This window comes from Ruegeria sp. HKCCA5463 (assembly GCF_013034175.1).
Taxonomy (GTDB): domain Bacteria; phylum Pseudomonadota; class Alphaproteobacteria; order Rhodobacterales; family Rhodobacteraceae; genus Ruegeria.
Genome location: NZ_WQFL01000003.1, coordinates 172,135 through 197,890, shown reverse-complemented (window position 1 = coordinate 197,890; position 25,756 = coordinate 172,135). Strand labels below are relative to the sequence as shown.

Genomic DNA, 25,756 nt, shown 5'->3' with positions numbered 1-25,756 from the left:
TTCAAAGCAAGTATGTAGAGGCCATGTTTGGAGCGTTGGGAAAACTGGTCGAGCGCCAGATCAAGAAAGCCCAGGCCGAGGGTCAGTTGCAGGGCCTCGAGGGCGAAGGCCAACCACTGCCTGACCGGTCATCCGAGGCATTGAGCGATCCGGCCACCGCCGCCAGCCATCGGATCATGGCGCAGGCAGGCGTGTTGCCGGAAGAATTCGACATCAAAAAGCAGCTCGACACAGCGCGGCACGATTATGCGACCCTGACGGGCCCCGCCGAGCGTAAGGCCGCAATGGCCCGTATCGCCGATCTGGAAATGCGCTACAATATGGCCCGCGACGCACGGCGGGCCTTCATGCGGTGATCATTTGAACACGGGCTTGCGGCCCTGCATCTGCGCCATGACAACTTCCATTTGGTCGGGTTTGCCAATCAGTTCCACCTGCTCAGCGGATTCCGCCATCAGAATGTCTGCGCGGGACTGAGTTTCGGCAACCTCGATCAGACGCTTGGCAGCACGGATGGCCGAAGGGCTTTGACCCGCGATGTTTTCGGCAAGGGTCAACGCTTCGGTCAGCGGATCGTCGGACAATTGCGTCACAAGGCCCCACTCCGCCGCCTGCGGCGCACCGATCGGGCGGGCCGTATAGGTCAGCAGCCGCAGCACGTCCGACCGGACCAGCCGAGGCAGCAGAACCATGCCGCCCATGTCGGGGATGATGCCCCATTTCATCTCCATCACGGCCAGTTTCGCTTCGGGATGCGCGATACGGATATCCGCGCCCAGCGCGATTTGCAGGCCACCGCCATAAGCCACGCCCTGAATTGCGCAGATCACCGGAACCGGTACGCGACGCCAGATCAGCGCCAGCTCCTGCATCTCGTTGGCGTCTTCATGGCTGCGGGTCATCAGCCATTCCGTGGGGTCCATATGGGCCATCTTAGCAAAGCTTGCCATGTCGAGTCCGGCGCAAAAGCTTTTGCCTTCGCTGGACAGGACCACGGCACGGGCGTCCGACGCGGCGACCTCTTGCCCGGCGGACAAAAGCGCCTTGATCATTGCATCATCCAGCGCATTCATCTTGTCGCCTCGGGTCAGAGTGACATGGGCAACGTGGTCTTGATAGGCAACGGATACGCGTGACATGGAGGACCTCCGGTAATTCAATCGTGACAAACATGCCCGGACAGAATGCGGAATACCACTGCGACGTCAGGGCATGTCGCTGACAGGCATTCGCCCGAACCACGGGGAGTCGAGGGTCATGACATAGAACTGATCGCCTGCGATCTTTCCGCCGGTCGTGATGCCCAAGCGGCCTTGCGGGTCCTGTAGCGTGCGCAGGATCGTTCCTTCGCCATCGAACTGCACCATCATGCCGCGATGGATCGGCGCGGGGCGCACTGCCGGACCCAATCGCCAGATCACCTTGCGCAGGAACGGGTACGGCATCAGCGCCTCGGACGGGACACGCGGGCTGGCAAAGGCCATCCAATAGGTGCCGTCGCCCTGAGCCTCGAGGTTGTCGGGATAGCCGGGCAGGTTTTCCAGCAGGATCTCCTGCCGCCCTGCATTTGGTCCGGTCAGCCACAGCTTGTGCACGCGCGCGCGACCTGTTTCCGCGATCAGCAGAAAATCCTCGTCAGGTGAAAGTGCGACACCGTTGGTATAGACAAAGCCCTCGGCGATTTTCTCGGTGCGGCCATCGGGTGTGCGACGCGCGACGTAACCCGTATCGGACTGTTCCCAGATGGTGAGGACAGACGTCGGTTTGGTCCCGCCCATGGTTTCAGGATCGAAGCGGTCAGATGAATTCGAGAAGTAGATCGTGCCATCCCGCGCCACATCCAGCTGGTTGGCGTAGATCACCGGGGCGCCGTTGATGTCGCCCACCAGCGTGTCCAATGTGCCCGGACCGGTCCAACGCATCACCCCCCGATAGCTGTCAGCGATGTAAAGCGCGCCATCCGGTCCGGCCTTGAGGCCCAGGGGACGCCCACCAAGTTGGTCAACCTCGACCGGTTCCACCCCGTCGATGCGGTAAAGGGTACCTGACAGGCCGGTTGTGTAGATCGCCCCATCTGGCATGACGGCGATGTCTTCGGGCCCGATCTCTTGACCCGGCAGGGGGATCAGCTGCGCCGCATCCAGTGCCGTGTTTTCAACGAAATCCCCGACAAACCCGGCATCTTCCGGCATTTTGACGGCGACAGGTTTTACCGGGACCGGCCAGATCAGAAGATAGGCGAGCCCCAGGAGAATAACGATCGAGAGAATGCGCATCTGCGCTCCTTTATTCATACTTCTTTTCCAGCACGCCCAACGCCTGTGCGCGCTTGCTCATCGATCGGGCTTGGGGTTATCTGCGGACATGACCGGACCTCGATACACCCCGCTTGCCCAATCCCTGCCCGCCACCGTGCCCTTTGTCGGCCCGGAAACGCAAGAGCGCCAGCGCGGCGCGTCCTTTGTGGCCCGACTGGGCGCCAATGAGAGCATTTTCGGCCCCTCGCCCCGCGCGATCGAGGCCATGGCGCAAGCCGCGTCAGAGATCTGGATGTACGGTGACCCCGAAAACCATGACCTGCGCCATGCTTTGGCCGACCATCACGGCGTATCGCCGGAAAATATCGTCGTGGGCGAAGGTATTGACGGGCTGCTGGGCTATCTGGTTCGGCTGATCGTCGGGCCCGGGGATGCGGTTGTCACCTCGGACGGGGCCTATCCGACCTTCAACTATCATGTGGCCGGGTTCGGCGGCATTCTTCACAAAGTGCCGTATTCAGGTGATCACGAGGACCCCTCGGCGCTTTTTGCCAAGGCAGCTGAGGTTGGTGCCAAGCTGGTCTATCTGGCCAATCCGGACAATCCGATGGGCAGCTGGCATTACGGCGCGGACATCGTGGCCGCCATGGATGCTTTGCCTGATGGGTGCCTTCTGGTTCTGGATGAGGCCTATGTGGAATGTGCGCCCGAAGGGACGGCGGCACCTGTCAGTATAGATGATCCGCGCGTAATCCGGATGCGGACCTTCTCGAAGGTCTATGGCATGGCGGGTGCGCGGGTTGGCTATGCCATGGGCACGCCAGATCTGATCGCGGCCTTCAACAAGGTGCGCAACCATTTCGGCATGAACCGCGCCGCACAGGCCGGTGCTTTGGCGGCTTTGCAGGATGGCGCGTGGCTGGAGCATGTTCAGGCGCAGATCGCAGAGGCGCGCGCGCGGATCGGTACGATTGCCCGGGAAAACGGATTGGCGGCCCTGCCTTCGGCCACCAATTTCGTGGCGATTGACTGCGGGCGCGACGGGGATTTTGCCAAGGCCGTGCTGGACGCCCTGGTGGCGCAGGGGATTTTTGTCCGAATGCCGTTCGCGGCACCGCAGAACAGGTGCATTCGGGTGAGCTGTGGCCCGGCGTCTGATCTGGATGCGTTCGCCGCCGCTTTGCCCGAGGCGCTCGCGGTTGCGCGGGTGCGCTGATTGATCCCTTTGCGCCCAGTCGGACAGCAAAGGGGGGCTGCCTGCCCCCCATCGCGCCAAGGCGCGATTCCCCCCGAGGATATTTTTGGCCAGATGAAGAGGCGGATCCTGCGGAGACGCCCGAAGGGTGTCAGGCCGCCAGCACGGCGGCGGCGGCTTCGAGGGCCCCCTTTCCACGCGATATGTCAAGTGCAGCCATGCCCGTTTCCACACCGCCCAGAATCGCCATGACCATCTGCCCGTTGATATGCCCCATATGACCGAGACGGAAACAGCTGTCATAATCCTCCATCCCCAAGCCGATGCCCAATGTCAGGCCCAACCGGGTTTCGGTGAACGTACGCAGGGCCGTGCCGCGACCTTCCGTCAATCGCAGGGCCGTGACGGCGTGGCTGCGAAAGGCACGGTCGGCGACGTTCAGGTACAACATGCCGCCTTCGGCCCAGGTCTCACAGGCCGCCCAGATGGCATTGGCCAGGCGCTCATGGCGGGCCCAGACCTGCTCGATCCCCTCTGCATGGATCAGATCAAGCGCGGCGCGCAGGCCATAGAGGTGGTGCGTGGGCGCGGTGCCGTTGAAATACTGGTAGAACAGGTCTGGATTAGCGCGCGGCTGCCAATCCCAATATTGCGAAACGCGCGGCATGGTGGCCCGTTTGGATTGTGCTTTCTTGTTGAAGAAAACAAAACCGATGCCCGCCGGGGTCATCAGGCCTTTTTGGCAAGCGGCAACTGTGACATCGACGCCCCAGCCATCCATCTCGAACCTGTCACAACCCAACGAGGCAATGCAGTCTGCCATCAACAGCGCCGGGTGTTGCAGGTCGTCCAGAAGCCTGCGCAGCGCCGGGATGTCGTTCCGGATCGAACTGGATGTATCCACGTGGACCGCCAGAACCGCCTTGATCTGGTGGTTTCGATCCGCACGCAACGCGTCTGCGATCCGGTCGAAATCCCAGGCTGACGAGGTGCCGAAATCGATCAATTGGACCTTTGCCCCGATCCCTTCGGCCATTTCTGCCCAGCCATGGGTGAACCTGCCCGAGGCAGGGGCCAGAACGGTTTCGCCGGGGGCGATCACGTTGGACAGTGCCGCCTCCCAGGTGCCGTGGCCATTGGCGATATAGATGGCAACGTTGTGCTTTGTGCCGGCAACCCGGCACAGATCGCGCGTCAGGCCGGGCATCATATCAATAAGTTCGCCATCATAGATGTTGGGCGACGGACGGTGCATGGCTTGCAAAACCGCGTCCGGCATGACCGAAGGGCCCGGAATGGCCAAATATGTCCGCCCCTGGGAAAGGGCAACTGTCTGTGTCATGGGGTCAACCTGTATGAATTGACGCCCACATTACCGAGAGGCCGCGCGGCGTCAATCCGCCAGCTTCGACGCCTCGCGCGCAAGTGTCTCGATCCCGGCCCAGTCGCCGTTTTCGACCAGTTGCTTTGGTGCGACCCAGCTTCCACCAGCGCAGATCACGTTGGGCAATGACAGGTAGTCGCTGGCGTTGGAAGGCGACACGCCACCCGTCGGACAGAAGCTGATCTGGGGCAGCGGCGCGCCGGTTGCCTTGAGCGCGGGCGCGCCGCCCGACGCCTCGGCCGGGAAGAATTTCAGCATGTCATAGCCCTTCTCCAGCAACGCCATAGCCTCGCTTGCCGTCGCGGCACCGGGCAGCAGCGGCAGGTCTTCGGCCTCGCAGGCCGCAATCAGGGCATCCGTGGCACCGGGGGAAACGCCGAAAAGCGCACCCGCTTGTTTGGCAGCGCGGACATCTTCGGGCGTGACCAGTGTGCCTGCACCGACCACGCCGCCGGGCACCTCGGACATGACCTTGATCGCATCCAGTGCCGCCGGGGTGCGCAAGGTCACCTCAAGCGCGGGCAAGCCGCCGGCGATCAGCGCCTCGGCCAGCGGGCGGGCCTGTGCGGCGTCATCGACAACCAGCACCGGAACAATGGGCGCCAGGGCGCAGATTTCGCGGGTGCGTTGAGTTTTGGACATCTATTACGCTCCGAATATGCTGGCGCCAGTGTCGGCGGACCCGACATTCTGCCGGAACGCCGCGAAGAGATCGCGCCCGACACCGTGTTGATTGGCAGAAAGGTCGGCGGTGGCGGGGGACCGGTCCAATACCCCTTTGGTCAGGATATCCAGGTCGCCGTTGACCGCGTCGACACGCAGGATATCACCGTCTTGCAGGTAGGCGATGGGCCCGCCGTCCAGCGCCTCGGGGCAGACATGGATGGCGGCGGGTACTTTGCCGGATGCACCCGACATGCGACCATCTGTGACCAGCGCCACCTTTTGCCCCCTGCCTTGCAGGATCGACAGTATCGGGGTCAGAGAATGCAGTTCAGGCATCCCATTGGCCTTTGGCCCCTGAAAGCGGACCACGACGATGACGTCATCTGTGAACTCTCCGGCCTTGAAGGCGGCTTTTACCTCATCCTGATCGTGGAACACCCGCACGGGTGCTTCGACGACCTGATGTTCTGGCGCGACGGCTGATACTTTCATGACCCCGGTGCCCAGATTACCGGTCAGGCGCGACAGGCCCCCGGTGGGCTGGAACGGGTCATTGGCCGGGCGCAGGATCTTTTCGTTCAGGCTGTGTCCCGAACCATCCTGCCAGATCAACTCACCATCGATCAGTTTGGGTTCCTTGGTATAGTTGTGCAGCCCCTGCCCTGCGACGGTCAGCGTGTCCGGGTGCAGCAAGCCTTGTTCAAGCAATGTACCGATCGTGTACCCAAGTCCGCCGGCCGCGTGGTAATGGTTCACATCCGCCAGGCCGTTGGGATAAACCCGCGCAACCAGCGGAACCACAGCGGAAATATCGGAAAAATCCTGCCAGTCCAACACGATACCACCAGCGCGCGCCATGGCGATCAGGTGGATCAGCAGATTGGTTGAACCACCGGTCGCCATCAGACCGACGATGCCATTGACGAAAGCGCGTTCATCCAGAACCTGACAGACCGGTGTATAGCTGTTGCCCAGCGCGCTGAGCGACAGGGCACGGCGCGCGCCTTCCTCGGTCAGGGCGTCACGCAGCGGGGTATTCGGATTGACGAAGCTGGAACCCGGCAGGTGCAGCCCCATAAACTCCATCAGCATCTGGTTGGTATTGGCGGTGCCATAAAAGGTACAGGTGCCGGGGCCGTGATAGGCCGCCATTTCAGCCTTCATCAGCTCTTCGCGGCCCACTTCCCCGGCGGCGAATTTCTGTCGGACCTTGGCTTTTTCGTCGTTCGGCAAGCCGCTGGTCATCGGGCCTGCGGGCAGGAATACGGCCGGCAGATGGCCAAAGGCCTGCGCGCCGATGATCAAGCCGGGCACAATCTTGTCACACACCCCAAGAAAAACAGCCGCGTCATAGGTGTTGTGGCTAAGCGCCACACCGGTTGCCAGCGCGATGACGTCGCGCGAGAACAGCGACAGCTCCATCCCCGCTTCGCCCTGGGTGACACCGTCGCACATGGCTGGCACACCGCCTGCCACCTGTGCCGTTCCGCCGGCGGCGCGGATCGCGTCGCGGATCAGGGCGGGATAACGTTCAAACGGCTGATGGGCCGAAAGCATGTCATTATAAGCGGTGACAATGCCCAGATTGCCGGCGGTGCCGGTGGCCATCGATTGCTGATCTTCGCCTGCGCCCGCATAGGCATGGGCCTGACCGCTACAGGACAGATGCGCACGGGCAGGACCCTTGGATCTGGCCTGCTCCATCCGTTCAAGATGTGGGCCGCGCAGATCGGCGCTGCGGTCGATGATCCGTTTGGTGACATCGGAAATGACTGAGTGAACCATGATTACCCTCCGATCTGACGCCAGCGGCGCCCGTCGCGATGCATCAGCATCAATGCTTCTTCGGGGCCCGAACTGCCCTGATCGTATCGGGATGGGCGGTCTCCGCGCTGCTCCCAGCCCTGAATGATGGGATCGACCCAGGCCCAGGCGGCCTCGGCCTCGTCCCCACGCATGAACAGTGTCTGATCGCCACGGATGACATCCATGATCAGCCGCTCATAAGCGTCGGGGGCTTGCGCTTCGGCCCCAAGTGCATCGGCAAAGCTCATGTCCAGCGCAACATCCGACAGCCGGAAGCCCCCCGGCCCCGGATCCTTGATCGTGGTGCGCAGGGTGATGCCTTCGTCAGGCTGCAACCGGATCACCAGAACGTTTCCGTGCAGAGGGCCGACATTGGGAAAAATCGTGTGCGGCGGATCGCGGAAGAACACCGCAATTTCGGATTCCCGCGCGCGCAGACGCTTGCCAGTGCGCAGATAGAACGGCACACCTGCCCAACGCCAGTTGCCGATATGAACCTTGAGGGCGATGAAGCTTTCGGTTCGGCTGGCGGGGTTGCCGACATGATCGACATAACCGCCCTCGCCCTTTTCGGCCCGGTACTGACCGCGCGCGATGTCAGACTGGGCCACGGGCTCCAGCGCTTCGATCACCTTGACCTTTTCATCGCGAACCGCGTTCGGCGAGAATTTCGACGGCGGTTCCATTGCGGTCAGACACAGCAACTGAACCAGATGGTTCTGGACCATGTCCCGCATTGCGCCGGACTGATCGTAATAGGCCCCGCGCCCTTCGACGCTTACGGTCTCGGCCACCGTGATCTGCACGTGGTCGATATGGGTCGAATTCCAGAGGGGTTCGAACAGCGAGTTGGCAAAGCGCAGCGCCATCAGGTTCTGCACGGTCTCTTTGCCCAGATAATGGTCGATCCGGTAAATCTGATGTTCTTCGAAACAGGCACGCAAGCCTTCGTTCAGCGCCTTCGCCGAGGCAAGATCGTGCCCAAATGGTTTTTCGACGACAATGCGGCTGTCCGGTGTCGCAAGACCGGCGTCATGCAGCCGCTGCGCTATACCCGAAAAAAGGCTTGGACCAACGGATAAATAAAAGGCCCGCACGACGTCTTCGCGCATCCGTTCTTTCAGATCGGACCACCCGGCCTCGCCCAGCGCATCCACGGGCACATATTCGACATGGGCAAGAAACCGATCCAATGTTTCCCGGGAAAAACCGGGCGCGAACTGTTCCATCGATTTGCGGACCTGATCGCGAAACCCGTCATTGTCGATATCAGAGCGTGCCGTACCGATGATCCGCGCGCCGTCGGGCATTTGGCCGACCTCGAAGCGATGGTACAGGCCCGGCAGGATTTTACGCTGCGCCAGATCGCCGGTCGCACCGAAAAGCACCAGATCAAATGGCTCTACCGGAATTACGCGTGAAACCATCACAGGCTCCTTCTGAATTTGCCGATATCAGCTTAGCACGGCGTGATACCCCGCAAAACCTGACATGTTATCGCTAACACTGTCTGTCTATTAGAAAGCCGCCCATGAAAAATCAAGCACAGTTTGAAGAAATCGTGCCGTTTAGCGCATCAGGTCTGATGGCGCAGCCAGTCCATGACCGCAGGACGCACCGATTGCTCTCCGCGGTGGCGCGCGTCAGCGATGATTTTGCGAACCTCCGCCAGATTGGACCGCAACAACAGGCTTTTGACCGGGCCGATCGAGGCAGGCCGCATCGACAGCGTCCGTATCCCCATCGCCGCAAGGCACAAGGCCTCGACCGGGCGGCCTGCATCTTCACCACAGAAGCTGAGTGGCGTGTCCGAGATATCGCAGCGTTCGACGATGCGTTCCATCAGGCTCAGGAAGCTGACATTCAGCGTGTCATAGCGGCGCCGGACCAGTTCGTTCTCACGGTCAGCGGCAAAGAAGAACTGCTTGAGATCGTTCCCGCCAATCGAAATGAAATCCACCTCGTCAAAGAACTTCTGCGGTGCAAAGGCCAGTGACGGGGTTTCCAGCATCGCGCCCACTTCAAGCGTTTCGGGCAGGACATGGCCCAGTCGCTTTTCCCGCTCGATGGTTTTGTTCACTTCCCAGCGGGCTTCGCGATATTCCTCGGCCTGTGCGACAAAGGGGAACATGATGGTCAGCGGCCGGCCATTGGCCGCCCGCAGCAAGGCCTGCAACTGCATCCGCATGACGCCGCGCTTGTCCAGACCGACCCGAATGGCGCGCCAGCCCAGCGCCGGGTTTGGTTCCGCCACGTGCTTCATATAGGGCAGAACCTTGTCCGACCCGATATCGAGTGTGCGGAATACCACCCTTTTGCCACCAGCCGCGTCCAGAACACGCTGATACTGGCTGACCAGTTCTGACCGTTTCGGCATCTGGTTGCGGATCAGGAATTGCAGTTCAGTGCGGAACAGGCCAACGCCCTCGGCGCCCGAGGTGCCAAGCGATGGCAGGTCGGCCATCAGACCTGCATTCATCACAAGGTTGATACGCGATCCGTCCCGCGTCACGCAGGGTGTTTCGCGGATCGACGCATAACGTTCCTGCGCCTTTGCCTGCATCGCGATCTTGTCGCGGAAGGCACTGACCACGCTGTCTTCCGGGCGCAGATGCACAACGCCCTGATCACCATCCACCAGAATGTGATCTCCGTTCAGGGCCTCGGTGGTGATCCGGCCCACATGCACGACCAAAGGAATCGCAAGCGCCCGCGCAACAATCGTGGCATGACTGCCGACAGAGCCTTCTTCGAGCACGATCCCCTTCAGCGCCCGTCCGTATTCCAGCAAGTCGCCGGGGCCGATATTGCGCGCGATCAGGATCGGATCGGGTGGCAGATCAGCACTGTCCGTCTTGCCTTGACCGGTCAGGATGCGCAGCAGGCGATTGCTGAGATCGTCCAGATCCGCAAGACGTTCACGCAAGTACGGATCGGTGACCTGCCCCATGCGCGCGCGGGCCTGGGATTGTTCTTTCTCCACCGCGGCTTCGGCGCTGAGACCCAGGGCTATGTCTTCCTCCATCCGCCGCATCCAGCCTTTGGAATTGGCAAACATGCGGTAAGCTTCCAGAACCTTCAGCTGTTCCTTGTCGCCGCCCTGCGAAATTTCGAGCATCTTGTCGACGCCGACGCGCAGTTCCTCCACCGCTTCGACCAAACGTTCGCGTTCCCGTTGAGGGTCTTCGGCGATTGGATTGGTAACCACAACGCGGGGTTCGTGCAGCCAGACATGCCCTTCGGCAGACCCTTCCTGCGCCGGGCCGCCGCGCAGCAGAACCGATTGCTGGTGCAGGGGTGACAGGGCCGCGCCTTCGCCGACAAAAGCCCCAAGCTCAGCCATTTCGGCCAGAACCATGGCCACCACTTCCAGCGCATAGACCTCATCGGCGGAAAACTCGCGCGCCTCGCGGGACTGGACGACCAGAACGCCCAGCTTTTCCCCAAGGCGTTGAACCGGCACACCAAGGAACGAGGAAAATCGTTCCTCGCCGGTTTCCGGCATGTAACGAAAGCCCTTGGCCGACGGCGCGTCGGCGGTGTTGACGACCTTGCCGAACTTGGCGACCCGCCCCACAAGACCTTCGCCCATACGCATCCGGGTTTTATGAACCGCTTCCGGAGACAGCCCCTCGGTCGCGCAAAGTTCCAGCGTGTCTTCATCGCGAAACAGGTAGATGGAACACACCTCGGCCCTGATACTGTCGGCAATCAGGTGCGTGATCCGGTCAAGACGTTCCTGACCGGCGGCTTCGCTCGCCATTTCTTCGCGCAACCGCCGCAGCAGCTTGCGGGATTCTGTTTCCGTGCCGTCCGCCATGGCCCAACCGATTTAGTGTGTCAGGCGATACCTTTGGCCGATAAGCTCAGGCCGCCTTGTCCAGTTCAAAGGCATCATGCAGTGCCTGAACAGCAAGTTCCATGTATTTCCTGTCGACAAGGACGGAAATTTTGATCTCGGAGGTTGTAATGACCTTGATGTTGATCCCCTCATCCGAGAGCACCTTGAACATCTTGGCCGCCACGCCCGATTGCGAGCGCATCCCGATACCCACAACCGAGACCTTGCAGACATCAGTATCTGCAACCAGTTCGGCATAGTTCAGCTCGCCCTTTTCCTTGATCGCCAGCAGCGCTTTTTCGGCGCGGGCCACCTGATCGGTGGGACAGGAAAAGGTCATGTCCGTGCGCCCCTCGTCCGAGATGTTCTGGACGATCATGTCGACATTCACGCCCTCTTCGCTGAGCGCCGAGAAGATGGTCGTGGCGATGCCCGGTCGGTCGGCCACGGAAACAACGGTCATCTTGGCTTCGTCGCGGGAATAGGCCACACCGGCCACAACATTGGATTCCATAATATCCTCCTCGTCGCAGACCAGCGTGCCGGCCTCATCGGATTGTTCTTCAAAGCTTGAGAGAACGCGCAGTTTCACTTTGTATCGCATCGCAAGTTCGACCGAGCGGGTTTGCAGAACCTTGGCACCAAGCGACGCCAGTTCCAGCATTTCTTCGAACGAGATGCGGTCCAGCTTGCGGGCCTTTTCGCAGATGCGCGGATCGGTGGTGTAGACGCCATCAACGTCCGTATAGATGTCGCAGCGTTCGGCGTCGAAGGCTGCCGCAAAGGCAACCGCCGTGGTATCCGACCCACCCCGGCCCAGTGTCGTGATCCGGCCTTCCGCGCTGATGCCCTGGAACCCGGCAACCACGGCAACACGCATACCTTCGCTGAATTTCTGGTTCAGGTTCTCTGTCGGAATTTCTTCGATCCGCGCCTGACTGTGCGCGCTGGTGGTCAGCAGCGGCACCTGCCAGCCCTGCCAGCTGCGCGCGGGGATGTCCATTTCCTGCAAGGTCAGGGCCATCAGGCCAGCGGTTACGTTCTCGCCCGAGGACACGACGGCATCGTATTCCCTGGCGTCGAACAGAGGCGACGTTTCGTTCACCCAGCCCACAAGCTCGTTGGTCTTGCCCGACATGGCCGAGACGATGACGATCACGTCATAGCCCTTGGCAACTTCAACGCCGATACGTTTGGCGGCGCGGCGGATGCGGTCCAGATTGGCGACCGATGTGCCGCCGAATTTCATTACGAGTACGGGCATGGGGGCAAAAGTCTCCGCGCCTTGGATTAGAAGTTCCGTGCCTCATAAGCGAGGGGCACCGCAAGGGCAAGGGCGCAAAGCGGTCGCCCCTGCGGCGCAGGGCCGCTTTACATTGCACTGGCGCAATGTCAGCCTAAGGACACCAACCAGATCAAGAGGTTCTTCATGTTTCGCCTAGCCCTCGCCTTTGCCCTATTGTCGTCGCCTGCACTGGCCCAGGTCGCGAGTGTCGCCGGGACAGACGGCAAGAACGCGCTGGGCACAATACCCTGCGCTGCAAATGCCGGTGATCCCGTACAAAGCTGCCACGCGGAACTGCGCCGCCATGACGACGGAAACATAACGGTCGCAGTGGCCCTGGGAGGCGGACATGTGCGCAATATCTATTTCAAGGATGGCGTGCCGGAATCCAGCAATTCGACCTCGAAAATCTCACATGAAACGCGAGGCGATATGATGGTGGTCTACATTGAACCTGGTGAGGTCTTCGAAATCCCCAAAGCCGCATTGACCTCTCAGTAGGCGTGCGGTTGCCCGTCATAGGTTTCAAAACAGCCCGTTGTGCCTAGCGACAAGGCATCAAATCGTTCAATCAGGCCGGACACGGCCTGATCCACATCGATATCCGCCGCTGCACCGCCCATATCCGTCTGAACCCAGCCCGGATGATAGATGCCGACGGCAATCCCGTCATCTTTGAGATCCATCGCCAGATTCCGTCCAAGGTTCAAAGCCGCCGCCTTGGACGCCCGGTAGATGTAACTGCCACCCGGCGCAAGTGTGTGCGACGCCATTTTCGACGAAAGGATCGCAACTTTACCGCCCGCGGCGCGCAGGTTGGGCAAAAGGGTCTGTATCGTCAGAAAGACCCCCGTGACATTTACCGCAAAGCTGTGCGCCCACATGTCGGCCGGATAGCCATCGATCGAATGCCCCTTGTCCAGATACACGCCGGCATTGCAGACCAGCAGATCGACAGGCTGGTCTTTCATCTGTTTTGCCATGGCGGATTGCTGCACGGGATCGGACACATCCAGACGCACCTGCATGCTGCCGTCACGCGCCGTCCCAGTGACCTTGTCCCCCCGGTTCACGTAACGCTTTGCCAGGGCTTGCCCGATGCCGCGATTGGCGCCGGTGATCATGATGTGCATGATCAATTGGTTTTTCTGCTGGGGACAAACGGCAGCGGAGCCACCGGCACGCCATCTTCGATCAGGGATTTCGCCTCATCCAGCTTGGCTTCTCCGTAGATGGCACGCTCCGGCGCCTCGCCCAAATGAATCTTGCGCGCCTCGCTGGCGAAATCTTTCCCGACATAATCCGAGTTTTCTTCGACATGGCGGCGCATCTCGGCCAAAACCTTCTCGACTTCGGGCGATGGGGTGGCAACGTCGATCTTTTGTTCCGGGGCGGAACGGATTTCACTTTCCTTCCGTGCATTCCGCGCCGGGCGGACGCGTGGCGTCATGACCGCTTTCTCGACCTGCGTGCACCCGCAAACCGCGCAGGTGACCATACCCACAGAGGCCAGCTTGTCATAGGCTTCTGCGGATTGGAACCAACTGTCGAAACTGTGGCCTTCGCTGCATTTCAACGCGTATTGAATCATGTTCAGTCCAAAAAAACGATTGGCGAATAGATACCGATCAAGGTGACAATATCAAGCCTATCAGATGCTACTTTAATGTGAGTACGGCTTAAAGTCGCGCAACAATTCAGCAAGCTCATGAGAATCGACCTTTAGCGCTGCTTTTTTCGGCGAAAACCATTTGCGCCGACGCTCGGTCTTTTCCGGGTATTCCTGCGACACAGTGCTTACATGCACTGGAAAAACATCCACCAGACACAAGGATGGGGGCCGGTTAGAATGATGTTTGTGGTGCAGGAACTGCCCCAGTCGCGCCCCGTTGATCCGGCCAGATACACCCGCCTCTTCCCAAGCCTCTTGCAATGCGGTTTCCTGCGGGCTCAGACCGGGGATGAGCCATCCTTTGGGAATGATCCATCGCCGCGACTTGCGTGTCGTGATCAACAAAATCTTGGGACGGCCGCGCTTGATCCGGAAACATAAAGCCGAGGATTGCCGCAAAACTGGCTGCCTTGCAGCTTTTGGAAGGTCATGAAGCAACAATCGTGCTTTCATCGAGCGACGCTCCCTTTCGGTCGAACGTCAGCCATCCAAATTGGTACGCTCACCTAATCTAGCGGCTGGCACCTGCAATCATACCACATGATGTAACACACGCCAAGTCACTCGCGTCGCCCAAGATATCGCCTACATTCGGGCAGAAAGCCGCCGTGCCAGATCCTCATGGGGGATGTCAGCGTCAATTGCCAGCCGGCGCAAACCGAAATGCACGCGCGCTATTTGCTGATAATAGCGCGTGTAGACATAGTTCGTGCCACCGCCGGCCAATGCCCCCAGCACAGGAACGGACTGGGCTGCAAGCTTTTGCCCCAGTACTATCGAAAAACGCGGCGCAACGGCGGCAATCAGGCGTTGCATGGCCGGTCCGGTCAGGGTTAGCCGGACCGAGAAAAAACCCAAGTCTGCTCCATCATCATGCGACAATGGTCCCGCTGCCGACAAGACGCGGACGCAATCGAACTTTACGTTTTCGGCAGAGGGGTCAAACCCCTCGCGCGCGGCGGCCCCCTGAATCGCGCGCAGCAGCATTGCGGTTGTCGCGGGCAGCTCCATCAGGGCTGTCGAAACGCCGCCCAGCCCCCCGGCCGCACCCATGGCAGTCGTCACCGCGGTGTTGACCCAGGGCTGCTGATCAGGAACCGCGCGCCGCGAGCCCTCGGCCGCATGCATCGCCAGCCATAACGCCTGCTCGGTTGCGCCTGTCAGGCCATTCCGAACGGGTTCGGGCAATTGCTCCAGCAATGACTCGGCTGACCCCCCAAGTTTGTTGAGAAGTTTCACGCCAACCCCTCCGGCGGATCGGTAGTGGTCCGCCAAACGATCCAGTTCGGCCTCGGTATCCACGTTTTCAACAAGAACAACGTTCTGCATTCACGCCCTCCTGCCTACCAACATCGGCGCTGCGCAGCATGGTTTCAATAGGTCAGCGGCCCCAACGCGTTACCGCGCCCTGAACCCCGGACCAGGCGCCGGGCACCAGTTCCAGCCCCAAAACCCTGTCAGGGTTGGTGGGCGGAGGCATCTCGACCGCGTGCAATCGTGTGAAACCGAACCGGCTGTAATAGGGCTCATCCCCCACCAGCATGACCCTTTGCCAACCGCGTGTGCGCCCCGCCTCGACTCCTGCATGTATCAAATATCCGCCCAGGCCTTCACCTTGGTGGGTGGGGTGCACGGCAACCGGCCCCAACAGCAGAGCATCGTGATCACCGACATGAACCGGCCAGAACCGGATCGCACCGGCCAGAATCCCCTGGCCGTCGCGCGCGACCAAAGACAAGCCCGCAACCGGCGGCACGTCATCACGCAAGCGGTAGGACGACAAGGCCTCGCGACCCGGCGCAAAACACAGGTCATATAGGGCTTCGACCTCCCACCAGTCGTCCGGCTCTTCCGGCCTGATCCCGAATTGCTGCACCCTGCCCTCTTTTACTTGCTGGCAATCGCCCTAGCACTTCGCTACGCCTTGGGCAAACGCTTGGAGTTCAGATGTTCTATCGCCCCGAAGACGGCCACGGATTGCCGCACAACCCGTTCAACGCCATCATCACGCCGCGCCCGATTGGCTGGATTTCGACTCGGGACGCGGATGGGATCAACAATCTGGCGCCTTATTCCTTCTTCAACGGCGTCGCCTATACGCCACCGCAGGTCATGTTTGCCTCGACCGGCACCAAACAGGATCAGAACGCTGGCAAGGACAGCATCGCCAATATCGAGGCCACGGGCGTGTTTTGCGTAAATGTCGTGGCCCATGCGCATCGGGACGCAATGAATGCAAGTTCGGCCGGGTTGCCGAAAGAAGTTGATGAGTTTTCGCATGCCGGGCTTTTACCCATAGAATGCGAAACCATACCCTGCGCACGGATCGAAGGGGTCCCAGCTGCGTTGGAATGCAAGCTGACCCAGATCGTCACGCTGCCCGGTGAAGCCAATCGGGTGGTGTTTGGCGAGGTGACGGGTGTGCACCTGCACGACGATCACATTCGGGACGGCAAGTTTGACGTGACCTCGTTCCAACCTTTGGCGCGGCTCGGGTATCGCGATTACTCTGTCGTTTCCGAGTTGTTCAGCCTTTCGAGACCGGATGACTGATGCCTCTGCCTGACGCCGCGCGCCGATATCCTGTCACTCTGCCAGATGGTACGGAACACAGAGGAACAGCCTTTCTGTCACAGGTGATCAACCACCCCAGAATTCAGGTGGGCGATTACACCTATGCGTCAGATTTTGACGCGCCCGAGGATTGGGCCAATCGTTTGGCGCCTTACCTTTTCGAGTTCTCGCGCGAAAAGCTGGTTTTGGGAAAGTTTTGCCAAATTGCCCATGGCGTCCGCTTTGTGACAGCCTCGGCAAATCACGCAACGGATGGGATAACTTGTTTTCCCTTTCCGGTTTTCGATCCGGAACGGATGCTGGAATATCAGCCAGACGTCCGGGACACCCAAGTCGGCAACGATGTCTGGATCGGCTATGGCGCGCTGATCATGCCAGGAGCCAGTATCGGTGACGGAGCGATAATTGGTGCGGGTTCAGTTGTTCGCGGGACAATCCCGCCTTTTTCGGTTGTCACCGGCAATCCTGCCGAGATAAGGCGGTATCGTTTTGACGCCGACAAGATCGAGCGGTTGCTTGCTTTGAAGTGGTGGGATTGGCCAGCCGAATTGATCACCGAAGCCGAAAGCGTCCTGCTGAGGGGAGATATCGAAACCCTGGAGCGTCTGGCCCTTTGAAAAAGGCGGCTTGTTCAGCCGCCTTTCAAAGTCAGTGCCCGCCCAGAATGCCGGTGCGGACAGAGTAGTCCACCGCCAGTTCGTAATCCGGATCATCATCACTGTCGACCATGAGGTGTCCCGCTTTTTTCAGCAGTTTGTGACAGTCACGGCTCAGGTGACGCAGCATGACCCGTTTACCTGCCGCCTCGTATTTTGCGGCGATGTTCTCGATGGCTTGCAGGGCGGACTGATCCACCACGCGGCTTTCGGCGAAGTCGATGATGACGGTTTCGGGGTCGTTCGGGACGTCGAACAGTTCGACAAAGCCGTCAGAGGACCCAAAGAACAGTGGCCCCTGAATTTCATAGACTTTCGCGCCTTTCTCGGTCTCGGAGTCACGCGTGACCGCATGAATGCGCTTGGCATTGTTCCAGGCATAGGCCAGCGCCGAGACGATGACGCCGACCACAACGGCAACGGCCAAGTCCTCCATCACCGTTACGACGGTGACCAGAACGATGACGAAGGCATCGGTCATTGGCACTTTACGCAGAATTTTGAACGAGTTCCACGCAAAGGTGCCGATCACAACCATGAACATCACGCCAACCAGCGCGGCCAGCGGGATTTGTTCGATCAGGGGTGATGCGAACAGGATGAAGACCAGCAGGAAAAGCGCTGCTGCAATTCCGGCAATACGAGTACGCCCGCCGGATTTCACGTTGATCATCGACTGCCCGATCATCGCGCAACCGCCCATGCCGCCGAAAAATCCGGTCACGATATTCGACGCGCCCTGCGCGATGCATTCCTGAGACGCCCCACCACGCTTGCCCGTGATCTCACCCACGAGGTTCAGGGTCAGCAGGGATTCGATCAGGCCGATAGCGGCCAGAATGACTGCATATGGCAGGATGATCTCAAAGGTTTCCCAATTCAAAGGAACCATTGGAATATGGAAGGAAGGCAGGCCGCCTTCGATCGATGCCAGATCGCCGACGCGCGGCACATCAAGGCCAAAGCCGATCACGATTGCCGCGACAACCAGAATACCGGCCAGCGGCGCAGGAATAATGCGTGTAATCCGGGGCATGACCCAGATCACTGCCATTGTCAGCCCGACAAGTCCCAGCATGGTGTAAAGCTGCATCCCGGACAGCCATTCGCCGCCGCTCATGCCATGACCGGTATTTTCCATGGTTCCGGGCACTTTGAACTGTCCCATCTGGGCAAGAAAGATCACGATGGCCAGACCGTTCACAAAGCCCAGCATGACAGGATGCGGCACCAAACGGATGAAGCGCCCCCAATGCATCGCCCCGGCGATGACCTGAAGGATTCCCATAAGAACAACGGTCGCGAACAGGTATTCAACCCCATGTTCGGCCACCAGTGCCACCATGACAACCGCAAGCGCGCCGGTCGCACCCGAGATCATGCCCGGTCGTCCACCGATCAGTGCGGTGATCAAACCGACCAAAAACGCCGCATAAAGACCGACCAGCGGGTGCACGCCCGCCACAAAGGCAAAGGCCACCGCCTCGGGCACCAGTGCAAGGGCAACCGTCAGGCCGGACAGCAGCTCGATCCGCAGGCGTGAGAAGGTCAGCCCTTCATCTGGAACCCAGCGCAGATCGGGAATGGCGAGGCGATTGGCAAAGCTTGCCAGCAAGGCTCGGGGCATCAGACAGTCCTATAGGATTATATGTTCGCGCGAAGGCGTCGTTGTAGCTGGCGCGCCGGCATTGAGCTACTGCATAAAACGGGATGCAGCCATGCGCGTGACGCATACGTGACGCTCGCGGCAAGTTGATTTGCAGAACCATGATGAAGCCACAACATGTGAGGCCATGCGTTGGATCCTCTTCTTACTGTTCCCGGCCCTTCCCGTCCTTGCACAGGATTTGGATGGCAATGACACGGCCGGCAACTGGCGGGTAACGCATCACGAGATTTTCGGCATCTGGAATTCGATCTGTGACGAGCGCGAAGAAGACGGTGCCCTGCGGCAGCGGTGCTACATCCGACGGGCAGAAGTGTTTTCCTTTCGGCCAAAATTTGCGGCACAGTTCGTTTTCATTACGCCCGAACCTGAAGGTTTCAAAGTTGAATTCGGGATCGAGCCGGGCACTTTCTTCAACCCATCCGGATTTCGCATCGACAACGGCGAAGAAGCCATATGGCGCACGCGGCGCCCCGGATGCCTGACCGGGCTTGGCTGTACCTTCGAAGACCAACGCGCCAAGGCGCTTTTGGATGCCATGCTAACCGGCGATGCGTTCCGCTTCGTGTTCCGAGACCGGCACGGACAATCACAGGATCTGACCTGGTCTCTGGGCATGTTTGGCGCGGCCTGGGATGATTTCACCGTGCAATCGCAGCAGCGCAACCTGTTGACGTTACGGGAATAGGCCTCTTGTCAAATCCGGGCTGAACCCGCACAAATTCAACATCAGTTATTCAGGCGGAGCAGGACAGTGACCCAAACCAGGATAGCCGTCATCGGCGGATCGGGCATCTATGACATCGATGGGCTGGAAAACCCGGAATGGGTAGAGGTTGAGACCCCTTGGGGAACGCCGTCAGACCAGATCCTGACAGGGGCGCTTGACGGTGTCGATATGGCCTTTCTGCCACGTCATGGGCGCGGTCATGTGCATTCACCCACCGATGTACCTTATCGCGCCAATATCGATGCGCTGAAACGGTTGGGCGTGACGGACGTGATCTCGGTTTCGGCCTGCGGATCGTTCCGCGAACATATGGCTCCGGGTGACTTCGTGATTGTCGATCAGTTCATCGATCGCACTTTTGCACGGGACAAGAGCTTTTTCGGAACGGGCTGCGTTGCCCATGTCAGCGTTGCCCATCCCACCTGCCCACGCCTGTCGGACGCATGCGAGACGGCAGGTAAGGCCGCCGGCATCACCATCCACCGGGGCGGCACCTATCTGGCGATGGAGGGCCCCCAGTTTTCCAGCCTTGCGGAATCCAGGATGTATCGCGAGCAATGGGGCTGTGACGTGATCGGCATGACCAACATGCCCGAGGCGAAACTCGCCCGCGAGGCCGAGCTGTGTTACGCGTCGATCGCGATGGTCACCGACTATGACAGCTGGCACCCGGACCATGGCGAGGTGGACGTGTCCACGATCATCGCCACCCTGACCGGCAATGCCGACAAGGGCCGTACACTAGTCAAGGGCCTGCCATCCCTTCTGGGGGCCGAACGAGCACCCTGCCCGCATGGCTGCGACCGGGCGCTGGAATACGCGATCCTTACGGCCCCCGAAAACCGCGATCCGGCGCTTTTGGCCAAGCTGGATGCGGTGGCCGGGCGAGTGATGTAAACGCCCGGTTTTTCTACTGCTGGCTGGGGATCGCGCCGAAGCCCGGCCTAGCACTGGGTACTAGTAAGGTTTATTGTTTTGCCAGTTCTTCAGAACGGAGCGTTCCTTGGCATTTTTCGTTAAGTGTTTACTGAAGAAAGCGCTTTCTAGAACTTCTTGGGTTTCGAGCGTAATGCTTTTTGCGTTTTTTGGCCTGTTTTGTCGCCTCGAACAGGGATATTGAGTCCGGCATTGTCGACTTGAATCCAATTCGTAGTATGACAGAAAATCTGTATGAACTGAGTTGAGTAAAGGAACCGCATCATGCCTTTTGAAGTCTGGCTGGCCTTTGTGGCTGCTTCCACGGCATTGCTGCTGATCCCGGGCCCGACGGTGTTGCTGGTTCTCAGCTATGCCCTGTCCAAGGGGCGCAGTGTCGCCGTCGCGTCCGCCACAGGTGTTGCGGTGGGCGATCTTGTGGCCATGACTGCATCTTTGTTGGGACTAGGCGCGCTTGTTCTTGCATCGGCAACCCTGTTTTCCGTGCTGAAATGGGTCGGCGCAGCCTATCTGGTCTGGCTTGGGGTCAAACTGTTGCGCAGCGCACCAGCCGGTGGATTGAGCACAGTCGACACCGGGCGGGATGTCACCGCGCGCAGCGTATTCGGCCACGCAGCCGCCGTCACTGCCCTGAACCCGAAATCCATCGCCTTCTTCGTTGCCTTTGTGCCGCAGTTCATACGCCCTGCTGAACCACTTGGACCTCAGTTCGTCATCCTGATTGCCACATTCGTCGGGCTGGCCTGGTTGAATGCGTTGGCCTACGCGCTTTTGGCGGACAGGTTGCGTCGGCTGATCGGTCGCGCCAGCGTGATCACTGCTATGACGCGTTTTGGCGGGTTGACCTTGATCGGCATGGGTATGGCCACGGCGGTCCTACGCCGACCGGCCTGACACCGCATCAGTCCTCGGCGTGCTCTTTCATGAATCCACGGATAAATCTGCGGATTTCGCGCGCAGCCGACGTGTCCAGTTCCTTGCAAAGCTCGACAAACGAGTCACGTTCATCCCTGTCGAGGCGTAAGACCAACTGACTGTTTTTCTTGGTCGATCCTTTGCCTTCATTCCTGGCCACGTGTATTTTCCCAACGAAGTTATGCTCTATCTGTCGATGCCGTGTAATCCATAGCATAGTTTTTGCCGTTATCGGGCACTTAACGGCAAGGACAGGAAATTGACAATGAACCTTGCCACTTTCGGGCCGTTCTTGAGCCAATTCCTCGCAATTGAGGCCGACCGCGCCTGTGACCCGGGTACGTCGAATTGCAAACCAAACAGATTGCTCGTTGCACGCCCGGAAATCCGAGCGCGGGGGCTGTTTGGAACAGGTGGCAGCAAGCTAAAAAATGGGTCGGAGATTTATCTTGGCCAGCGCATGGTTGCCTCGGTTTTTTGGCCTGCTCAACGCTGCAACCCAAATCCGCTGCTGATCCGGCCTTGGAATTGTTCCTTGCATGGCCAACCCTCTTGGGCCAAACACAATACCTGTGTTTGACGCTAAAAGGTTGGTCCATGTCCAGAAACAAATCTGTCAAAGATTACATCCGAACCATCGTCGATTTCCCCCATGAAGGGATCATGTTTCGGGATGTGACAACCCTGTTTGCCGACCCCCGCGGGTTTCGGATGGCGATTGACCAGATGTTGCACCCCTATGCCGGTGAGCGGATCGACAAAGTGGTCGGGCTCGAAGCACGCGGCTTTATTCTGGGCGGTGCGATTGCACATCAGTTGAGCGTCGGTTTTGTCCCGATCCGCAAGAAGGGCAAACTGCCCGGCACGACAATCAGTCAGGACTACAAGTTGGAATACGGAGAGGCGATCGTCGAGATTCATGACGATGCCATCCAACCCGGTGAAAAAATTCTGGTGGTTGACGATCTGCTGGCCACGGGCGGAACTGCCGCGGCGGGTATTAAGCTGATCGAACGGCTTGGGGGCGAAATCGTCTCGTGCGCCTTCATCATTGACCTGCCCGAACTTGGCGGCAGCAAAGTGTTGGAGGAGATGGGCATGGACGTGCATGTCCTGTGCGAATTCGAAGGACTCTGACCAGGAGTTTTTCACAAAAACGTGACTGGAAACTGAAAACCGGGCGGGCTTAGCGCGGTTTTTGCGCCGATCAAGGCGCAAAACGGATCAATACAAGTGATCTTGTGGTCAGGTTGCCCCGTACCCCGGGTGATGCTGCTTGAAGCATTTCAACCTAGGGAGTTAAGCTCATGTTCCGCAAATTCGCCGCCGCCGGTGTCGCCTCGATCCTGTTCAGCACTGCTGCATTCGCCGATGGTCACGGCAAGGACATTGTCGACACAGCCGTCGCCGCTGGCAGCTTTGAAACACTCGTCGCGGCAGTTCAGGCCGCCGAACTGGTGGACACACTCAAAGGCGAAGGCCCGTTCACCGTATTTGCCCCCACCGATGACGCGTTCGCGGCTTTGCCCGAAGGCACCGTCGAAAACTTGCTGAAGCCCGAAAACAAGGATCAGCTGGTGGCCATTCTGACCTACCACGTCGTGCCGGGCAAAGTGATGTCAGGTGATCTGAGCGATGACATGACGGCTGCAACCGTACAAGGCGGCGATATCACGATCGATCTGGATTCGGGTGTGATGGTGAATGACGCCAACGTGGTTCAGGCCGACATCGAAACCAAGAACGGCGTGATCCATGTGATCGACAAGGTGATCCTGCCTGCATCGTAAGAAACAACCGGGCACGGTCCGACGCTCGGGCCGTGTTCACCCTTTCAGTACCGCGCCGGGATTCATGATGCCCTGCGGGTCCAATGCCAGTTTGATAGCCCGCATCGCGCCCAGCTTGGCTGGATCGCCATAGCGTTCCAAATCGTTGGTCTTGAGGCGCCCGACCCCATGTTCGGCACTGACTGATCCGTCGAAGGCGTAAACCAGATCATGGACGGCCTGCTTGATCGCGCCTCTTTGATCATCAAATTCCGATCGGTGCCGCCCTTTGGGCGGGAACACGTTGTAATGCAGATTGCCGTCACCAAGATGGCCAAAGCAATTGATCCGGAAGGGCCCCAGGCCTGCAATCAATTTTCTGCCTTCGCAAATGAAATCGGGGATTCTAGAAATCGGGATCGAGATATCATGGCTCGACACTGACCCGATCAAACGATTGGCTTCGGGAATGCGTTCACGCACCGCCCACAAATCGGCCCGCTGCGCTTCACTTTGGGCGATTACTCCGTCCTGAACCTGACCAAGCTCTTCAGCGCGAACAAAGAGTCCCTCCAATGCGGCAAATGGTGAATGCCCGTCAGCCAGACCCAGCTCGATCAGCACGCTCCACTCCGGGGGCGAGGCGAACGGTTGACGGACATCCGGCAGAACCTCGGTCAGGAAATCTAGCCCCTGCCGGTGGATCAGCTCAAACGTACTGACGGCCTCACCCACCTTGTCCCGCGCCAAAGCCAGCAGGTCGATCGCCGCTTCAGGAGAAGCCACATGAAACACCGCCGTCCCTACACCGGCAGGTCGTGGGAACAGCTTGAGCGATGCGGCAGTGATGATCCCCAGCGTCCCCTCGGCCCCGATCAGCAGGTTGCGCAGGTCATAGCCGGTGTTGTCCTTTCGCAGCCGGCTGAGGCCGTGCCAGATCTCACCATTGGGCAGCACCGCCTCAAGCCCCAGGCACAGGTCGCGCGCGTTGCCATACCGCAAAACGTTGACGCCCCCTGCGTTGGTCGACAAGTTGCCCCCGATCCGGCAGGATCCCTGCGCCGCCAATGACAAAGGAAACAAACGGTCTACCGCCTCGGCTGCGGTCTGAACATCTTGAAGAACGGCCCCGGCTTCGGCGACCAGAACGTTCTCGGTTGGAAAGACAGACCGGATGGCGGTCATCCGTTCCAACGAAATCACCAACGGCGCGGGCCCCGCCGACATCACCTGCCCGCCGACCAGGCCAGTGCCGCCGCCATATGGAACGATCGGAACCTGTGCCTGCGCTGCCAACCTGACCAGCAGCGCCACCTCTTCGGTGTTACGCGGCAAGGCCAGCAGGCCGACCCGTCCCGAAAAACGTCCGCGCGGTTCTTCCAAATACCGTTCTTCTACGGGGCGCAGCACACCGTCGCCCAGTTTCGAACGGAGCAGCGCGGCAAAACGGTCATCAGCGGGGTTCAAACTCATACGCCTCCAATGCCCAAGCGATGCGGTTGCCGCAAGCCTTATTCAAGATCAATCAGATAGCGCGGCTCAAGCACCACAACCGTGGGGCGGTCCGGAAGGTTCCGCAACGACACGGTGATCTCCGAAACCCCGTCGCGCTCAACCGGAAATGTATCCCTGATATTCACCAGGAACCGATCCAGCGAGAACTGCGAGAACCAGTGCATCGGAATGATGACAGAACTCTTCAGCCGTTTCAGAACCGCAATCATATCGGGCAGAGGCATGGTGGTCCCGCCATCAACGGCGGCCATGACAACATCCAACCGCCCGAGCGCGGCAAACTGCTCATCCGAAGGGACATGATGCAAATGTCCCAGATGACCTATGCACAACCCCTCAACCTCGAACACAAAAATCGAATTGCCGCGTTCTTCGACCCCACCATAAACAGATCGTATGTCGGTCGAGACATTGCGCACCAGCATCTCACCCAGATCCAGATGATGCTCGATACCTTTCCCAAACTCTCCCCACCCCGGAAGAACATGCGGAATGGCCGGGTCGGGATGCGCCGTCCAATGCGTGCCGTGGGCATGGTTCATCGTCACCACGTCAGGGATGAGGTTTGCGCTGCCGATAAATCCGGTAAAATCGGTCACCGCATTCAGCCCGCCGCGGGTCTGGATCATGAAAGAGGCATGCGCGATATAGCTTATCCGCACCGAGAATTCCGGCACCGGATCCTGCCAGGCCGCCCTGTGCAGATACTCGATTCCGGGTGCCGCATCGGCAATGGCGACACAGTGACTTGGCCGACGCTCCTGCGCAGCGGCCCCGCCCGAAATCACCATCAATGCCGCAATCAACCAGCGCATACTCCGAGTGTAGCGCAGAACGACGACAAGTCATGCCCCTTGTTCATCTGGCCCCAAATATCCCGGGGGAGGC

At 59.6% G+C, this 25,756-nt stretch carries 27 protein-coding genes; 10 read left to right on the top strand and 17 right to left on the bottom strand.

Going from position 1 to position 25,756, the window contains the following annotated elements; genetic code table 11:
• The first annotated feature begins 23 nt into the window (after positions 1-23).
• Positions 24-356: a DUF1992 domain-containing protein gene (locus tag GOW09_RS09150; RefSeq protein ID WP_171117581.1), complete on the top strand. Its 333-nt coding sequence runs from the start codon at positions 24-26 to the stop codon at positions 354-356.
• On the opposite strand, the gene GOW09_RS09145 is transcribed toward GOW09_RS09150, so the two are convergent.
• The gene (locus GOW09_RS09145) at positions 357-1,139 is read right to left on the bottom strand and encodes a crotonase/enoyl-CoA hydratase family protein (RefSeq protein ID WP_171117579.1); all 783 of its coding nucleotides are present in this window, start codon (positions 1,137-1,139) and stop codon (positions 357-359) included.
• A gap of 66 nt (positions 1,140-1,205) precedes the next feature.
• On the bottom strand, positions 1,206-2,294 hold the full coding sequence (locus GOW09_RS09140; RefSeq protein WP_253284213.1) for an SMP-30/gluconolactonase/LRE family protein: 1,089 nt from the start codon (positions 2,292-2,294) through the stop codon (positions 1,206-1,208).
• Positions 2,295-2,364: 70 nt separating this feature from the next.
• Between GOW09_RS09140 and GOW09_RS09135 the strand changes: the two genes are divergently transcribed.
• Positions 2,365-3,474, top strand: coding sequence for a pyridoxal phosphate-dependent aminotransferase (locus GOW09_RS09135; RefSeq protein WP_171117577.1), 1,110 nt, complete (start codon positions 2,365-2,367; stop codon positions 3,472-3,474).
• Between the two features lie 130 nt (positions 3,475-3,604).
• Here GOW09_RS09135 and GOW09_RS09130 read toward each other — a convergent pair whose 3' ends face one another.
• From GOW09_RS09130 to GOW09_RS09105, 6 genes are all read right to left on the bottom strand, one after another.
• The gene (locus tag GOW09_RS09130; RefSeq protein WP_171117575.1) at positions 3,605-4,795 is read right to left on the bottom strand and encodes an alanine--glyoxylate aminotransferase family protein; all 1,191 of its coding nucleotides are present in this window, start codon (positions 4,793-4,795) and stop codon (positions 3,605-3,607) included.
• 51 nt (positions 4,796-4,846) lie between these two features.
• Entirely contained in the window at positions 4,847-5,479 is a 633-nt protein-coding gene (locus GOW09_RS09125; RefSeq protein WP_171117573.1) for a bifunctional 4-hydroxy-2-oxoglutarate aldolase/2-dehydro-3-deoxy-phosphogluconate aldolase, read from the bottom strand.
• 3 nt (positions 5,480-5,482) lie between these two features.
• On the bottom strand, positions 5,483-7,288 hold the full coding sequence (edd, locus tag GOW09_RS09120; RefSeq protein ID WP_174829382.1) for a phosphogluconate dehydratase: 1,806 nt from the start codon (positions 7,286-7,288) through the stop codon (positions 5,483-5,485).
• Between the two features lie 2 nt (positions 7,289-7,290).
• Positions 7,291-8,736, bottom strand: coding sequence for a glucose-6-phosphate dehydrogenase (gene zwf, locus GOW09_RS09115; RefSeq protein WP_171117571.1), 1,446 nt, complete (start codon positions 8,734-8,736; stop codon positions 7,291-7,293).
• A gap of 149 nt (positions 8,737-8,885) precedes the next feature.
• Positions 8,886-11,129 (bottom strand): phosphoenolpyruvate--protein phosphotransferase, encoded by a 2,244-nt coding sequence (gene ptsP / locus GOW09_RS09110; RefSeq protein ID WP_171117569.1) that lies wholly within the window; start codon positions 11,127-11,129, stop codon positions 8,886-8,888.
• Positions 11,130-11,175: 46 nt separating this feature from the next.
• The gene (locus GOW09_RS09105; RefSeq protein ID WP_171117567.1) at positions 11,176-12,414 is read right to left on the bottom strand and encodes an aspartate kinase; all 1,239 of its coding nucleotides are present in this window, start codon (positions 12,412-12,414) and stop codon (positions 11,176-11,178) included.
• Between the two features lie 165 nt (positions 12,415-12,579).
• Here GOW09_RS09105 and GOW09_RS09100 point away from each other — a divergent pair, with 165 nt between their 5' ends.
• A complete protein-coding gene (locus GOW09_RS09100; protein ID WP_152457282.1) occupies positions 12,580-12,936 on the top strand; it encodes a hypothetical protein in 357 nt (118 codons plus the stop codon).
• Here the strand turns inward: GOW09_RS09100 and GOW09_RS09095 are convergent.
• The 5 genes from GOW09_RS09095 to GOW09_RS09075 form a co-directional block, all read right to left on the bottom strand.
• Positions 12,930-13,568, bottom strand: a complete 639-nt coding sequence (locus GOW09_RS09095) for an SDR family NAD(P)-dependent oxidoreductase (RefSeq protein ID WP_171117565.1) — start codon at positions 13,566-13,568, stop codon at positions 12,930-12,932. The two genes, GOW09_RS09100 and GOW09_RS09095, sit on opposite strands and share 7 nt — an antisense overlap.
• A 2-nt stretch (positions 13,569-13,570) precedes the next feature.
• Positions 13,571-14,026, bottom strand: coding sequence for a DUF1178 family protein (locus GOW09_RS09090; protein WP_152457280.1), 456 nt, complete (start codon positions 14,024-14,026; stop codon positions 13,571-13,573).
• A gap of 72 nt (positions 14,027-14,098) precedes the next feature.
• Complete coding sequence (locus tag GOW09_RS09085; RefSeq protein ID WP_171117562.1) at positions 14,099-14,560, bottom strand: NUDIX hydrolase; 462 nt, start codon at positions 14,558-14,560, stop codon at positions 14,099-14,101.
• Positions 14,561-14,692: 132 nt separating this feature from the next.
• The gene (locus tag GOW09_RS09080) at positions 14,693-15,436 is read right to left on the bottom strand and encodes an EcsC family protein (protein WP_171117559.1); all 744 of its coding nucleotides are present in this window, start codon (positions 15,434-15,436) and stop codon (positions 14,693-14,695) included.
• Positions 15,437-15,488: 52 nt separating this feature from the next.
• Positions 15,489-15,983 (bottom strand): GNAT family N-acetyltransferase, encoded by a 495-nt coding sequence (locus tag GOW09_RS09075; RefSeq protein ID WP_170345019.1) that lies wholly within the window; start codon positions 15,981-15,983, stop codon positions 15,489-15,491.
• Positions 15,984-16,054: 71 nt separating this feature from the next.
• Between GOW09_RS09075 and GOW09_RS09070 the strand changes: the two genes are divergently transcribed.
• Together GOW09_RS09070 and GOW09_RS09065 are read left to right on the top strand one after the other, a co-directional pair.
• Positions 16,055-16,660, top strand: a complete 606-nt coding sequence (locus GOW09_RS09070; RefSeq protein WP_171117557.1) for a flavin reductase family protein — start codon at positions 16,055-16,057, stop codon at positions 16,658-16,660.
• Entirely contained in the window at positions 16,660-17,298 is a 639-nt protein-coding gene (locus tag GOW09_RS09065) for a CatB-related O-acetyltransferase (RefSeq protein ID WP_171117554.1), read from the top strand. Before GOW09_RS09070 ends, GOW09_RS09065 begins: the two co-directional genes overlap by 1 nt.
• 31 nt (positions 17,299-17,329) lie before the next feature.
• Here the strand turns inward: GOW09_RS09065 and GOW09_RS09060 are convergent, their stop codons facing one another.
• A complete protein-coding gene (locus tag GOW09_RS09060) occupies positions 17,330-18,964 on the bottom strand; it encodes a SulP family inorganic anion transporter (protein ID WP_171117551.1) in 1,635 nt (544 codons plus the stop codon).
• Positions 18,965-19,130: 166 nt separating this feature from the next.
• Between GOW09_RS09060 and GOW09_RS09055 the strand changes: the two genes are divergently transcribed.
• The 3 genes from GOW09_RS09055 (at position 19,131) to GOW09_RS09045 (ending at position 21,563) form a co-directional block, all read left to right on the top strand.
• A complete protein-coding gene (locus GOW09_RS09055; protein ID WP_171117549.1) occupies positions 19,131-19,691 on the top strand; it encodes a hypothetical protein in 561 nt (186 codons plus the stop codon).
• A 66-nt stretch (positions 19,692-19,757) separates the two neighbouring features.
• Positions 19,758-20,630 carry an S-methyl-5'-thioadenosine phosphorylase gene (locus GOW09_RS09050; protein WP_171117547.1) on the top strand — a complete coding sequence of 291 codons (873 nt, stop codon included), beginning with the start codon at positions 19,758-19,760 and terminating at the stop codon, positions 20,628-20,630.
• Between the two features lie 303 nt (positions 20,631-20,933).
• On the top strand, positions 20,934-21,563 hold the full coding sequence (locus tag GOW09_RS09045) for a LysE family translocator (RefSeq protein WP_171117545.1): 630 nt from the start codon (positions 20,934-20,936) through the stop codon (positions 21,561-21,563).
• 7 nt (positions 21,564-21,570) lie between these two features.
• Here the strand turns inward: GOW09_RS09045 and GOW09_RS09040 are convergent, their stop codons facing one another.
• Positions 21,571-21,744 carry a hypothetical protein gene (locus GOW09_RS09040; RefSeq protein ID WP_171117543.1) on the bottom strand — a complete coding sequence of 58 codons (174 nt, stop codon included), beginning with the start codon at positions 21,742-21,744 and terminating at the stop codon, positions 21,571-21,573.
• 437 nt (positions 21,745-22,181) lie between these two features.
• On the opposite strand from GOW09_RS09040, the gene GOW09_RS09035 reads away from it, so the two are divergent.
• Together GOW09_RS09035 and GOW09_RS09030 are read left to right on the top strand one after the other, a co-directional pair.
• Positions 22,182-22,721: an adenine phosphoribosyltransferase gene (locus GOW09_RS09035; RefSeq protein ID WP_152457268.1), complete on the top strand. Its 540-nt coding sequence runs from the start codon at positions 22,182-22,184 to the stop codon at positions 22,719-22,721.
• Between the two features lie 170 nt (positions 22,722-22,891).
• Complete coding sequence (locus tag GOW09_RS09030; protein WP_117869700.1) at positions 22,892-23,374, top strand: fasciclin domain-containing protein; 483 nt, start codon at positions 22,892-22,894, stop codon at positions 23,372-23,374.
• A gap of 36 nt (positions 23,375-23,410) precedes the next feature.
• Here GOW09_RS09030 and GOW09_RS09025 read toward each other — a convergent pair whose 3' ends face one another.
• Positions 23,411-24,826 carry an FAD-binding oxidoreductase gene (locus tag GOW09_RS09025; RefSeq protein ID WP_171117540.1) on the bottom strand — a complete coding sequence of 472 codons (1,416 nt, stop codon included), beginning with the start codon at positions 24,824-24,826 and terminating at the stop codon, positions 23,411-23,413.
• A 38-nt stretch (positions 24,827-24,864) separates the two neighbouring features.
• Positions 24,865-25,683: an MBL fold metallo-hydrolase gene (locus GOW09_RS09020; protein WP_171117538.1), complete on the bottom strand. Its 819-nt coding sequence runs from the start codon at positions 25,681-25,683 to the stop codon at positions 24,865-24,867.
• Positions 25,684-25,756: the final 73 nt, after the last annotated feature.